Annotated in this window: 11 protein-coding genes; 6 read left to right on the top strand and 5 right to left on the bottom strand. The window is 74.4% G+C overall.

Annotation, left to right across the window (positions count from 1 at the left end; all coding sequences use genetic code 11):
- Nucleotides 1–38: 38 nt before the first annotated feature.
- Nucleotides 39–362, top strand: coding sequence for a hypothetical protein (locus OTB19_RS03670; RefSeq protein WP_267796454.1), 324 nt, complete (start codon nucleotides 39–41; stop codon nucleotides 360–362).
- Nucleotides 363–381: 19 nt separating this feature from the next.
- Here the strand turns inward: OTB19_RS03670 and OTB19_RS03675 are convergent, their stop codons facing one another.
- The 3 genes from OTB19_RS03675 to OTB19_RS03685 all read right to left on the bottom strand — a co-directional run bounded on the left by OTB19_RS03675 (nucleotide 382) and on the right by OTB19_RS03685 (nucleotide 2,409).
- Nucleotides 382–909, bottom strand: coding sequence for an AAA family ATPase (locus OTB19_RS03675; RefSeq protein WP_267796455.1), 528 nt, complete (start codon nucleotides 907–909; stop codon nucleotides 382–384).
- 99 nt (nucleotides 910–1,008) lie between these two features.
- Nucleotides 1,009–1,842: a MerR family transcriptional regulator gene (locus tag OTB19_RS03680; RefSeq protein WP_267796456.1), complete on the bottom strand. Its 834-nt coding sequence runs from the start codon at nucleotides 1,840–1,842 to the stop codon at nucleotides 1,009–1,011.
- Between the two features lie 96 nt (nucleotides 1,843–1,938).
- On the bottom strand, nucleotides 1,939–2,409 hold the full coding sequence (locus OTB19_RS03685) for a hypothetical protein (protein ID WP_267796457.1): 471 nt from the start codon (nucleotides 2,407–2,409) through the stop codon (nucleotides 1,939–1,941).
- Nucleotides 2,410–2,614: 205 nt separating this feature from the next.
- On the opposite strand from OTB19_RS03685, the gene OTB19_RS03690 reads away from it, so the two are divergent.
- The gene (locus OTB19_RS03690; protein ID WP_267796458.1) at nucleotides 2,615–3,373 is read left to right on the top strand and encodes a peptidoglycan-binding protein; all 759 of its coding nucleotides are present in this window, start codon (nucleotides 2,615–2,617) and stop codon (nucleotides 3,371–3,373) included.
- A gap of 107 nt (nucleotides 3,374–3,480) precedes the next feature.
- Here OTB19_RS03690 and OTB19_RS03695 read toward each other — a convergent pair whose 3' ends face one another.
- On the bottom strand, nucleotides 3,481–4,221 hold the full coding sequence (locus OTB19_RS03695) for an SDR family oxidoreductase (protein WP_267796459.1): 741 nt from the start codon (nucleotides 4,219–4,221) through the stop codon (nucleotides 3,481–3,483).
- Between the two features lie 214 nt (nucleotides 4,222–4,435).
- Here OTB19_RS03695 and OTB19_RS03700 point away from each other — a divergent pair, with 214 nt between their 5' ends.
- The 3 genes from OTB19_RS03700 (at nucleotide 4,436) to OTB19_RS03710 (ending at nucleotide 9,152) form a co-directional block, all read left to right on the top strand.
- A complete protein-coding gene (locus OTB19_RS03700; protein ID WP_267796460.1) occupies nucleotides 4,436–5,509 on the top strand; it encodes an RNA ligase (ATP) in 1,074 nt (357 codons plus the stop codon).
- Nucleotides 5,510–5,610: 101 nt separating this feature from the next.
- Complete coding sequence (locus OTB19_RS03705; RefSeq protein ID WP_267796461.1) at nucleotides 5,611–8,067, top strand: glycoside hydrolase family 3 C-terminal domain-containing protein; 2,457 nt, start codon at nucleotides 5,611–5,613, stop codon at nucleotides 8,065–8,067.
- Between the two features lie 23 nt (nucleotides 8,068–8,090).
- The gene (locus OTB19_RS03710) at nucleotides 8,091–9,152 is read left to right on the top strand and encodes a LacI family DNA-binding transcriptional regulator (RefSeq protein ID WP_267796462.1); all 1,062 of its coding nucleotides are present in this window, start codon (nucleotides 8,091–8,093) and stop codon (nucleotides 9,150–9,152) included.
- Nucleotides 9,153–9,334: 182 nt separating this feature from the next.
- On the opposite strand, the gene OTB19_RS03715 is transcribed toward OTB19_RS03710, so the two are convergent.
- Nucleotides 9,335–10,633, bottom strand: coding sequence for an ROK family transcriptional regulator (locus OTB19_RS03715; RefSeq protein ID WP_267796463.1), 1,299 nt, complete (start codon nucleotides 10,631–10,633; stop codon nucleotides 9,335–9,337).
- 256 nt (nucleotides 10,634–10,889) lie between these two features.
- Between OTB19_RS03715 and OTB19_RS03720 the strand changes: the two genes are divergently transcribed.
- Nucleotides 10,890–12,209 carry an ABC transporter substrate-binding protein gene (locus OTB19_RS03720; protein WP_267796464.1) on the top strand — a complete coding sequence of 440 codons (1,320 nt, stop codon included), beginning with the start codon at nucleotides 10,890–10,892 and terminating at the stop codon, nucleotides 12,207–12,209.
- Nucleotides 12,210–12,211 lie beyond the last annotated feature (2 nt).

A 12,211-nucleotide genomic window follows, 5' to 3' on the forward strand; every position in this document is an offset into this window, starting at 1 on the left:
CCGATTCCCCGGCGCGCTCCCGCTGGTCGAATGGGGACATGACTTCAGAGGCCGCGCAGAGCGCACACCACCCGCGCATGCGGCACGTGACCACCGCCGGGTCGGCGCTGGCCGTGGCGCTCGTACCCCTCGTGGTCGGCGTGCTGCTCGCCAAGGCCATGGCCGTGGACCCCTACACCCCGGTCAACGCCCTGATCGCGGGCGGCGGCCGGCGCGCGGGCCTGCCCCGCGCCGAGTGGAGCCGCCGCCGGCACGAGGCGATCACCCGCCTGCGCTCCGCCCGCCACGGCACGGCCCACACGGCCCGCCGCTGCGCCCAGGCCTGCGGACGACACCTGCCCGACCGCACGGCCCGGCCCTGACCGACGATCGCGGCGACCCTCAGCCGGCCCGCCGTGTCCGGAGCCAGGTGTCCGCTTCCGCGGGCGTGCGCAGGCGGACCACGCGCAGCGGGGCGAAGCGGGGGTCGGCGGCCAGGCCGCCGATCTCGGCCCGCCGGTCGGCGTACCGGGACCAGGCCCACCACGCGGGATGGTCGGACCGCAACCACTCCCGCCAGGCCTCCCGGTTGCCGTTGAACAACCGTTCCCGCGACAGGCTCCGGCGCAACGACCGCAGCAGCACCCTCCGCATGACCACCGGACGCCGGTGGTCCAGCCAGACCACCGTGTCGGCCCGCGCCCAGAGCAGGTCCCGGACCGCCGCCGGGCCGGAGGAGTCGAGCACCCACAGCCCGGTCGCGGCGATCCGCTGCATGTCGGCGACGTACGTCTCGCTGACCGCCCACCCCGGACCGCCGAAATGGAGCGCGTCCACCTCGTGATACGGCAGCCCGAGCCGCCGACCCAACGCCCGGGCCAGGGTGGACTTGCCGGTTCCGCTGATGCCGACGACGAGTACGCGCTGCACCAGCGGAGCGTATGCCGCCCACGACCGGCCGGCCAGGGGTCAGCCGGCCAGAGGTCGGCGCGCCAAGGGTCAGCCCGCCAGAGGGCGGCCCGCCAGGAGTCAGTCGGCCAACGGCTCCTGGAGTTCCGTGACCCACTGCGCGCGGTCCTCGGGGCAGTCCAGGTTCAGCTCGCGGGCATACCCGGCCGAGCGGTGGCCGTGCGCGTCGATCCAGCGTGCCAACGCCTGCGCGGCCGGCAGCACGTCGTCCATGGCGCCCCGGTGCACCAGCGTCGCCGCGCGCTCCACGCCGGGCAGTTCGACGATCCGTACGGCGCCCCCGAGATCCTCGGCGCGCACGGCGGCCGGGACCGGGAGCCCCGCGTGCACCAGAACCGATCCGGGTCCGCCGTCCGGCGCGGCCTCGTAGTAGGCGAGACCGGGTCCGGTCGGGACCACCCCGGCCGTCCCGATCCGGTGGCACAGGTCGTCGTACAGCGGGCCGATGACCGGGCCGATGTCCTGCGGGGCGTAGCTCGCCGCGACGCCGGTCAGTTCGGCGAGCCGGACGGGCGGAAGGCTCTTCACGACGATCTCGTCGGTGGGCATGGTTCCCTCGCTCTCGATGGTCCGGAGCCTCGTCTCGACCTGGTGCAGCCGGGCCGCGGCCGCGGCCATGGCGCCCTCCAGTTCCGCCTGCCGCAACCGCAGCATGCCGCGCAGCTCGTCCGCGCCCAACCGCTCGTTCAGGATCGCCCCGACCTGTTCCAGGCTGAAGCCGAGATCCTTGAGCGCGATGACACGGTTGAGGCGGGCGAGTTGCTCGGCCTCGTAGAAGCGGTAGCCGGTCGAGGGATCGACACGCGCGGGGCGCAGCAGCCCGAGCGCGTCGTAGTGACGCAACATGCGGACCGACACCCGGCCGTGTTTGGCGAAGTCTCCGATGGTGAACACGATGTCTCCCAGTGCAGGCCCTGACACGGGGGGAGAGTCAAGCACGGCTGGGCGGGGACCCGACGCCGTGCGGGCGGGAAGGGGAATCGGGGCCGGTCAGCGGCCGTACTGACGCACGCAGAGGTCCACGATGGACGGCGGCACGGCGCCCTCCGCGGCCGCGCACAACTCGTCGCCGCGCGGAGCCCGGGGCGCGGACCGACGCGGGAGGTGCGGCGAGGCGGCCTGGGGCGGCCGTACGCGCCGGGGCGCGGCGGGCCGCGCGGGCGCGGCGGTCGGTCGGGCCGCGCGCGCCGGCGCCCTGCCCGAGGCCGTGTCCGCGTCCGTGGCCCGTGCCGGTTCGTCGGTACGGGCCGGCAGCGGGCCCAGGGGCAGGGCGCGGGAGAGCGGCAGCGTCGGCGGGGTGTCGGACGCCTCCCGGTCGGCCGCGGCGTCCGGGGCGCCGACGGGCGGTACGGAGCCCCGGCCCGGGCCCGGGGGAGAGGACTCCGGGCCCACGGAGACACAGCCGGCGGTCGCGAGGAGCGCGAGGAGGGAGAGGGGCAGGGCGGCCCGGCGTAACTGCATGTGTCCACCATGCCGTACCCCGGACGGGCCGGATTCCACTGCTCACGCGTCCGGGTGACGGGGCGTCGGCGGGCGGTTCGCGTCGGCGGGTGGACGCTCCCGTTGCCGAATCGATTCGTCCCGGGGCGGCCCGGAACACCCGACCCGGTCGCAGGATGGGCCCGCGACGGGGGAGGCGCGACCCCCGGAACCCCGCGCCGCCGCCGTGTCCGCCTTCCTCTCCGCCGGGGCCCGTGACGCCCACCGCACGATCCTCGTGGTCAGCACCACTCTCGCCGCGGTGCCGGCGCTGATCGCCGTCCTGCCGGGAGCGGTGGCGGGGACCGCGCTGCTGCTGGTGTGGGGGTCGGCGTACGGAGGGGTCTCCGTCAGCCTGCAAACCTGGATGATCAAGGCGGCGCCCGAAGCGGCCGAGGCGGCTTCCTCCCTGATGGTGGCCACGTTCAACTTCGCGATCGCGGCCGGCGCCCTCGTCGGAGGGCCGGCGGTCGACGGGATCTCGGCGCCGAGGGTCGCACCGCCTTCCGGGCTGTCCGTACCGGTGCTCCCGGCCCGCAGCCCGGACGTTGGGCCCGACGAGGACGGCTCCCAGCCGCCCGCACCCGTCAGCCCCGCCGTGCCGTCCGCCTCCGCCTCGGCGTCGGGTGCGACCGGAAGGGGAGCCGGCGCGCCCTCCATCCCGCCCGGGCGGGGGGCGGCAACCACCGCCCCCGCGTCGCCGAGACGGCCGCCGACCGCGTCACCAGGAAACGGCACCTCCGGAACCCTGAAGCCGGGCGATCGCGGGTCGGAGGTCCGTGCGTTGCAGGAGCGGCTCCACGGCCAGGGGTTCACGTACGTCTCCACGACCGGGGTGTACGACGAACAGACCCGGCGCGGTGTCGCCCAACTCCAGAGCGACCGGAGCATCACGGGGGACCCCCGGGGCATCTACGGCCCCGCCACCCGGGCGGCCTTCGACTGAGCGACCCGGGCGGGCCGGACAGCCCGACCGCCCCACAGGCCCGACCGCCCCACGAGCCCGCCATTCCCACGGGCTGGACGGGCTGGACGGGCGGGCCGGCGCGGGGCTCAGCGCCCGCCGGACACCCGCAGGACGGCTCCCGTCGTGTACGAGGCCTCGGGGGACAGCAGCCAGGCGATCGCCCCGGCCACCTCGTCGGGCAGTCCGGCCCGGCCGAGGGGGATCCCGGCCGCTGCCCGGGCCGGGCGGTCGGGGTCGCCCATCGCCGCGTGCATGTCCGTCTCGATGATGCCGGGGGCCACGGCGTTGACCCGGATCCCGTCCGCCCCCAGCTCCTTGGCCAGGCCCAGGGTGAGGGCGTCGGTGGCGGCCTTCGTCGCCGCGTAGTGGACGTAGTCCCCGGGACTGCCGAGGGTGGCCGCCGCCGAGGACACGTTCACGATCGCCCCTCCGGTCTCCGCCATGTCCCGGGCGGCCCTGCGGCAACAGAGCAGGTAGCCGAGGAGGTTCACCTCGACGACGCGCCGCAGGTCCTCGGTCCGGGCGTCGGCGAGCCGGCCCAGCGGTCCGGTCACCCCGGCGTTGTTGACGAGGCCGGTGACGACGCCGAGTTCCGCCCCGGCGATGTCGAAGAGCCGCTCCACGGCGCACTCGGTCGAGGTGTCACCGCGTACGGTCACACAGCGTGCCCCGGTCGCCCGTACGCGCTCCGCGGTGGACTCGGCGGCCGCGTCGTCCCGGGCGTAGCCGAGAGCGATGTCGTGGCCGGCGGCGGCGAGCCGTACACAGGTGGCCGCTCCGATGCCCCTGCTGCCTCCCGTCACGACGGTGACCGGACGAAGTGACATGCGAGCCTCCGGTGTGGCGTGGTGCGCGGGCCGCGCCCTCGACCCACGAACGATCGGTGACGACGGATCCTCGCCGGCGCGGCAGGCTAACACCGCGATAACCGCTGGACCAGCGTAAATGGCGCGGCGGAGAGTGGCCGTGGATGTCGCCGGGCCGACGCCGTCCCGCCCGGCGACATCCACGACCACCGACCCGCATCCCGAGGAGGCAGCCATGTCCACTCTGCGCGTGACCGCCGAGCAACTGACCGTCCACGAGCATCCGAACGCCGACGCCCTGGAGTTGGCGCAGGTCGGCCTCTACCGGGCCGTCGTCGCGAAGGGCGCCTACCGCACCGGGGACTTCGCCGTGTACATCCCCGAACAGGCCGTCCTGCCCGACGTGTTGATCGCGGAGTTGGGCCTCACCGGACGGCTGGCCGGCGGCGCGGCGAACCGGGTCAAGGCCGTGCGGCTGCGGGGCGAACTGTCGCAGGGCCTGGTGTGCCGGCCCGCCGCGCTCGCCGGGGTGGATCTGGAGGTGGCGTCGAAGGAGGACGCCGACTTCGCGGAGGTCCTCGGGATCACCAAGTGGGCCCCTCCCATTCCGACGACGATGAGCGGCGACGTGGAATCCGCCCCCGACCTGCTGCCCTGGGTGGACATCGAGAACCTCCAGCGCTACCCGCGGATCTTCGAGCTCGGCGAACCCGTCGTCCTGACCGAGAAACTCCACGGCACGGCCTGCCTGTTGACGTACGTCGCGGGAGAGGGGCGCGTCCTGGTCTCCTCCAAGGGCTTCGGTGCGAAGGGACTCGCGCTGAAGGAGGACGAGCGCAACCTGTACTGGCGGGCCGTCCGCGGCCACCGGGTCCCGCAGGCAGCGGCGCGGCTGGCCGAGCGGCTCGGCGCGAGCAGGATCGGCGTCTTCGGCGAGGTGTACGGCTCGGGCGTACAGGACCTGGCCTACGGGACGGACGCGCGCACGGCCGACGGGCCGCCCGGGTACGCGGTCTTCGACCTGTCCGCCGAGATCGACGGACAGGTGCGCTGGCTGGATCCGGCGGACCTGATCACGGACGAACTCCCGCTGGTTCCACGGCTGTACGAGGGACCGTACGACCTCGACACCGTCCTGGAGGTGGCCACCGGCCGGGAGAGCGTGTCCGGCCGGGCCGTCCACCTGCGCGAGGGCGTCGTCATCCGTCCGGCGGCCGAACGGTACAGCCCGGTCGTCGGGGGGCGGGCCATCGCGAAGGCCGTCAGCCCGGCGTACCTGACCCGCAAGGGAGGCACCGAGTACGAGTGAGCGCGCGGCGCTGGCCGTTGACAGCCGGTCAGGGGCGCCCGGATCATGTGGGAGAGCGCTCTCCCCGAGCCTCGTTCGGCAGTCGGAACGAAAGGGACGCCATGGGCGACGGAGACGGCGACGACGTGGAACGGCTCGTCGACAAGCTCGACCCGCACCGGCGGGTGCGCCTGCTGACGGGTGCCGACACCTGGCGCACCCCCGCCGAACGCGCCATTGGGATGGGTGAGTTGGTGTTCTCCGACGGACCGGCCGGAGTGCGTGGACCCGGTTGGGACGAGCGCTCCACCGCGGCCCTGCTCCCCTGCGCCGGCGCCCTCGGCGCGCTCTGGGACGAGGACCGGGTCAGGCTGCTCGGGGAACTGCTCGGGGACGAGGCGCGCCGCAAGGGGGTGCACGTCCTCCTCGCGCCCCACCTCAACCTGCACCGCAGCCCGCTCGCCGGACGCCACTTCGAATGCTTCGCCGAGGATCCCTCGCTGGCCGGCCGCACGGGGGCGGCTCTCGTGCGGGGCATCCAGTCCCGCGGTGTCGCCGCCACCGCGAAGCACTACGTGGCCAACGACTCCGAGACGCAGCGGCTGACCGTCGACGTCCGCGTCGACGAGCGGGTGCTGCGCGAGCTGTACCTCGCGCCCTTCGAGGCGGCCGTGCGCGCCGGCGTCTGGCTGGTGATGTCGGCCTACAACAGCGTCAACGGGACCACCATGAGCGAGAGTCCGCTGCTCGCGGACCCGCTGAAGGGGGAGTGGGGGTTCGACGGTGTGGTCGTCTCGGACTGGGGCGCGGTCCGCGCGAACGTCGAGGCGGCGCGGGCCGCACAGGACCTGGTGATGCCGGGCCCCGGCGGGCCCTGGGGCGAGGCGCTGGTCGAGGCGATGGACGAGGGCCGGGTCCCGCCGGAAGCGGTCGAGGACAAGGTGCGTCGCCTGGTGCGCCTCGCGTCCAGGGTCGGAGCCCTCGACCGACCGGACCCGTCGGACCCGCCGGCCGCCTCGGGTCGGCTGGGCCCGTCGTGGCCGGCGGACCGGGTGCGGGCGGTGGTGCGGGAGGCGGCCGCCGCCGGGTTCGTGTTGCTGGAGAACCGGGGGGTACTGCCCCTGGACGTCGCGGCGTTGGGGAGCGTCGCCGTGATCGGGACGCACGCCGACGAACCACGGGTGCAGGGCGGCGGCAGTTCCGAGGTGTTCCCGGACAGGGTGGTCACCCCGCTGGACGGGTTGCGGGCGGCCCTGCCCGAACGGGTCCGGGTGGTGTACGCGCCGGGCCCGAGACCCGCCGCCGGCGCCGGGCCCGCCCCGCTGGGGCCCCGGCACGCCCGGGACCCGGAGAGCGGGGCTCCCGGGGTGCGGCTGCGCGTGCTCGACGCCGACGGAGCCGTACTGCACCACTCGCTCCAACCTTCCGGCAGGATCCTGGAGCCGACACTGCCGCCCGGCGCGCACACCGTCGAGCTGGCCGCGGACCTGCACCCCGACATGACCGGGCCGTGGACCCTGGGGATCGGCGGGTTCGGGCACCTCAGCGTCACCGCCGACGGAACCCCCTTGCTCGACGGGGAGTTCCAGGCCGAGACCGACGACCCGGCCGTCGTCCACGTGCGACCGCCCCAGCACACCGCCCGCGTCCACCTCACGGCCGGCCGTCCCGCCCGGATCGTGGCCCGCCGCACCCTGGCCCCCGGCACCGGCCGGGCCACCGTGCTGACCGCGGCAGGGCCCGAGCCCGACCCCCGACGCGCCCGCGCCGACGCCGTGGCGGCCGCCCGGGCCGCCGATGTCGCCGTCGTGGTCATCGGCACCACGGAGGGCGACGAGTCCGAGGGACTGGACCGCACCACCCTCCAATTGGACGCCACACAGCAGGAGTTCGTACACAAGATCGTTCGCGCCAACACCCGTACGGTCGTCGTGGTGAACTGCGGCGCGCCCGTCGAGCTTCCCTGGCGCAAGGACCCCGGCGCCGTGCTCCTCACCTGGTTCCCCGGACAGGAAGGCGGGCACGCCCTGGCCGACGTGCTCCTCGGCCGGGTCGAGCCGGGCGGCCGGCTCCCCACCACCTGGCCGGCCACACTGGCCGAGGCCCCGGTCCGCGAGACGCGCCCCGTCGAGGGCGTCCTCCCGTATGAGGAGGGCCTGCACATCGGGCATCGGGCCTGGCTGCGATCGGGCACCGAGCCCGCGTACTGGTTCGGCCACGGACAGGGATACACCACCTGGGCGTACGAGGAGGTGGGCCGCCCCGAATCCGCCCCCGGCGGCCACGAGATTCCCGTCGTCCTGCGCAACACCGGCACCCGGCGCGGTCGTGAAGTGGTCCAACTGTACGTGTCACGGCCCGAGTCGACGGTGGAGCGGCCGGTGCGCTGGCTCGCCGGATGGGCCGCCGTGGAGGCCGGACCGGGGGAGCGGGTGACGGCGTACGTACGCGTGCCCGAGCGCGCCCTCCAGTACTGGTCACCGGAGCCTCGGGGTTGGGTAACCGAGCCGGGGCGGTTCACGCTGCTCGCCGGCCGCAGCGCCGGGGACCTGCCCCTGCGGGCGACCCTCGACGTCTGACGGGCGGCCGCTACAGTGCGGCCATGAACAGTGGGGGGAGCAGCGGAACGGGTACGGGCACGGCCCCGACCCTGGAGGACGTGGCCCGCGTGGCCGGAGTGTCACGGGCGACGGTGTCCCGGGTGGTCAACGGCGTCCGGAACGTGGACCCGGCCATCGCCGAGGCGGTGCGGCGAGCGGTCGCCGCGACCGGGTACGTGCCGAACCGGGCCGCGAGGTCCCTGGTGACGCGCCGCTCGGGGGCGGTGGCGCTGGTGGTCTCGGGCGCCGGCACGGAAACCTCGGAGGTGTTCCAGGACCCCTTCTTCGGGCGGGTGGTCGGCGGCGTCGTACGGGCGCTGCGCCCGCGCGGCGTGCACCCTGTGCTGCTGTTCGCCGACTCGGCGCAGGACCGGGCCGAGGTGCTCGCCCACCTGAGTCGGGGCGGCGCGGACGGTGCGCTGCTCGTCACGACGCACGGAGACGACCCGCTGCCCGCGATGCTCGCGGAAGCGGGCATGCCGGCGGTGCTCTTCGCGCGCCCCGCGACGGCCGGCCTGCCGCTGGACAGCGTGGACCTGCGTCACGGCGAGGGCGGTGCGCTGGCCGCCCGGCACCTGCTGGCGCGGGGCCGCGGCCGGCTCGCCGCGATCGGCGGGCCCGCGGACGTGGCGGCGAGCCGGGAGCGGGTGGCCGGGTTCCGGGACGCGTTGGGCGGGGGCGGGGGAGCGGTCGGCGCGGCCGCCGGCGGTGTCCGGGTCGTGGAGGCCGACTTCACCGTGGAGGGCGGCGAGCACGCCATGCGCATGCTGCTGGCCGAACAGCCGTATCTGGACGGGGTGTTCGCGGCCAACGACCTGATGGCGCTGGGTGCCTGTCTGGTGCTGCGCGAGCACGGGCGGCGCATCCCGCAGGACGTGGCGGTGATCGGCTTCGACGACTCCAGCGCGGCGACGGCGTCCCGGCCGAGACTGACGACGGTGCGGCAGCCGGTGGAGGACATGGCGGCCGAGATGGTCCGGCTGCTGCTGGACCGGGCCCCGGACCGCACGGAGCCGGAAGTCGTCCTGTTCGACGGCGAACTGGTGATCCGCGACTCGGCCTGACGCCGCCCGCACCGCCGGGCCGCGCCGAGCCCCGCAGGACCGGCCGCCCTGGGTACCGGCCGCCCGAGCCGAGCCGTCCTCGGGACCGATCGGCCCCGCCCGCGCCGTGCGCTCCCGCCGCCCGTGCCGCCGGCCGATCGCGGGTCACCCTCGCACCGGCCGGCCCCGCGATCGGGGACCGCTCACCCCGGGCGGCCCGCCGAACCGCCCCGGACCTCCAGGGCCGTCTGCCAGCCCGGCTGCTCGGCCGGCGGTTCCGGGAGCCTGCGCCGGCCGCCCGCCGTGAAGAACGCGGACAGCGGCAGCGTCGCGGCGCCCACCGTCACCGCGTCCGGGCCGAGGGACCCCAGGTCGATGGTGACCCGGTCCGCGGGGTGCCGCAGGGAGTACCGCGTCGCGTGCTCCCGTACCGACGGGAGGATGTGCGGGCCCAGCAGCAGGCCCGCCCAGCCGCCGATCAGGATGCGTTCCGGGCGGAAGAGGTTGATGACGTCCGAGAGGCCCGCGCCCAGGTACTCGGCCGTCTCCTCCAGGACGTCCACGGCCACCGCGTCCCCCGCGAGGGCCGCTGCCAGCAGGGCGGACAGCGCCTCCTCCTCGTCCACCGCGTCCATCGCCTCCCCGGCGCCCCCGTCCCGCTCCGCCCACCGGGCCAGCACCGACTCGGCGCCCGTGTAGGCCTCCAGACAGCCCCGGGCCCCGCACCGGCAGCGCCGCCCGCGCACCGAGACCGTCAGGTGTCCCCACTCCAGTGCGGTGCCCGCGCCATCGGTGATCAGGCTCGCGCCGACGCCCGAGCCGAAGAGGACCACCACGGCCTCGCGGGCTCCGCGTCCCGCCCCGAACCACATCTCCGCCTGGCCGAGGGTCCGGGCGCCGTTGTCGATGATGTACGGGACCTCCTCCGGCAGGGCCTTGGTCGCGCGCAGCAACGCCTCCAGCGGCACGGCGTCCCAGCCGATGGTCTGACCGTGCACCACCGTCCCGCCCGGGGCGTCCCGGTCCACTATCCCCGGCACGCCCACGCCGACGCCCAGCAGTCGGTCCGTCCCGATGCCGGCCTCGGCGAGCACCGTGGCGATCCCTGTGCGGACGTGGTCCACGATCGGGCCGACGTCGTAGCAGCCGCGCGGCTGCAACGGGAGTTCCGTGCGCGCGAGTTCGGTGAGCGTGAGGTCGAACAGCTCGACGCGGACGCGGGTTTCGCCGACGTCGACGCCGATCATGTGGGCGCTGCCCGGCGCGACCCTGAGGAGGGTCCGGGGGCGGCCACCGTCCGAGTCGACGATCCCGGCCTCCTCCAGCAGGCCGTCGGCGACCAGCTCGCCGACGACGTTGCTGACGGATCCGGAGCTCAGTCCCGTGGCCGGGCCCAGTTCCTGACGGCTCATGGGGCCGCCGAAGTACAGCTGCCGGAGCACCACGCTGCGGTTGCCGCGCCGCAGGTCCCGCACTGTTCGTCCGCTACGCCCTGTGGTCATCCGGTCCCTTCCGCAGTGACATCCAGCGCAACATACCCCCGCGCGACCCCTTGACGCGACCCTTTCACGGGGCTTAACTCACGTCCTAAATTAAGGCCTGGACGGAACGGGTGCCCACAAGGCGCCGAGCGCACCACCACGAGGCGCCGCACGGCACGGACGATGCCGTACGGCGCCCCGCCCCCGCACCACGTGTCATTCGCCGTTCGCCACTCGCAGGCCTCCTCCCGACCCTCCCGAAAGGGCCAGATCCGCCATGCGCAGAACCAGAGCCGCCACAGCCGTCGCCGTCACCGCCTCCCTCCTCGCCGCCGCCACCGCCTGCGGCGGCGGCTCCGCGGACAGCGGGGGCGGCAGCAACACCGCCCCGAAGGAGCTCACCTACTGGGCCTCCAACCAGGGCCCCGACATCGCGGCGGACCAGGCGACCCTCGGCCCGGAGCTGAAGAAGTTCGAGCAGCAGACCGGCATCAAGGTCAAGCTGGAGGTGGTCCCCTGGTCCGACCTCCTCAACCGGATCCTCGCGGCCACCGCCTCCGGCCAGGGACCGGACGTGCTCAACATAGGCAACACCTGGTCCTCCTCCCTCCAGGCCACCGGTGCCCTGTTGCCCTGGGACGCCAAGAACTTCGACGCCATCGGCGGCAAGGACCGCTTCGTCGCCTCGGCCATCGGCTCCGCCGGCGCGACCGGCAAGGACCCGGCGGCCGTCCCCCTGTACTCGATGTCGTACGCGCTCTACTACAACAGGAAGATGTTCCAGGACGCCGGCGTCGAGAAGCCCCCGGCCACCTGGGACGAGATGGTCACGATCGGCCGGAAGCTGTCCAAGGACGGCAAGTGGGCGCTCGGGGCCGAGGGCTCGAACCTGTCGAACAACATCCACCAGGCCTTCGTGTTCTCCAAGCAGCACGGCGCGGAGTTCTTCGACGGCGCCGGCAAGCCCACCTTCGACAGCCCCGGCAACGTCGACGCCGTCAAGCAGTACGTCGACCTGATGGCCAAGGACAAGATCATCGCGCCCGGCAACGCCGAGTACGACAAGAACCAGTCCCTCCAGGACTTCGCCAACGGCAAGACGGCGATGGTCCTGTGGCAGAGCGCCGCCACCAGCTTCAAGGCCAACGGGATGAAGGAGGGCGACTGGGGCGTGGCCCCCGTCCCCGTCCCGGCGGGCGGCGCGCCCGGCGCCGGGAAGAACACCAACTCCATGGTCGCCGGCATCAACATGGCCGTCTTCAAGAACACCGACAACATCGACGGGGCGCTGAAGTTCGTGAAGTTCATGACCGGCGACGAGGAGCAGAAGATCCTCAACAAGACCTACGGATCCATCCCGCCGGTCAAGGCCGCCCAGACCGACGGCGCGTTCGCCACCGACGACCTGACCGTGCTGCGCAACACCCTCGGCACGAGCGCCGCCCCGCTGCCCCAGGTCCCGGAGGAGTCCCAGTTCGAGACCGCCGTCGGCACCGCCGTGAAGGAGCTGTTCGCCGAGGCCGCCGCGGGCAACCCGGTGACCACCGAGTCGGTCAAGGCGAAGCTCACCAAGGCCCAGCAGCAGATGTCGAAGTGAGC

Source organism: Streptomyces sp. H27-H5 (genome assembly GCF_026627505.1).
Taxonomy (GTDB): Bacteria; Actinomycetota; Actinomycetes; order Streptomycetales; family Streptomycetaceae; genus Streptomyces.

Bases quoted from the DNA above. Each gene is read 5' to 3' on its own strand.
- OTB19_RS03670 (WP_267796454.1), top strand. From the start codon at position 39: ATGACTTCAGAGGCCGCGCAGAGCGCACACCACCCGCGCATGCGGCAC.
- OTB19_RS03685 (WP_267796457.1), bottom strand. From the start codon at position 2,409: ATGCAGTTACGCCGGGCCGCCCTGCCCCTCTCCCTCCTCGCGCTCCTC.
- OTB19_RS03695 (WP_267796459.1), bottom strand. From the start codon at position 4,221: ATGTCACTTCGTCCGGTCACCGTCGTGACGGGAGGCAGCAGGGGCATC.
- OTB19_RS03700 (WP_267796460.1), top strand. From the start codon at position 4,436: ATGTCCACTCTGCGCGTGACCGCCGAGCAACTGACCGTCCACGAGCAT.
- OTB19_RS03705 (WP_267796461.1), top strand. From the start codon at position 5,611: ATGGGCGACGGAGACGGCGACGACGTGGAACGGCTCGTCGACAAGCTC.
- OTB19_RS03710 (WP_267796462.1), top strand. From the start codon at position 8,091: ATGAACAGTGGGGGGAGCAGCGGAACGGGTACGGGCACGGCCCCGACC.
- OTB19_RS03715 (WP_267796463.1), bottom strand. From the start codon at position 10,633: ATGACCACAGGGCGTAGCGGACGAACAGTGCGGGACCTGCGGCGCGGC.
- OTB19_RS03720 (WP_267796464.1), top strand. From the start codon at position 10,890: ATGCGCAGAACCAGAGCCGCCACAGCCGTCGCCGTCACCGCCTCCCTC.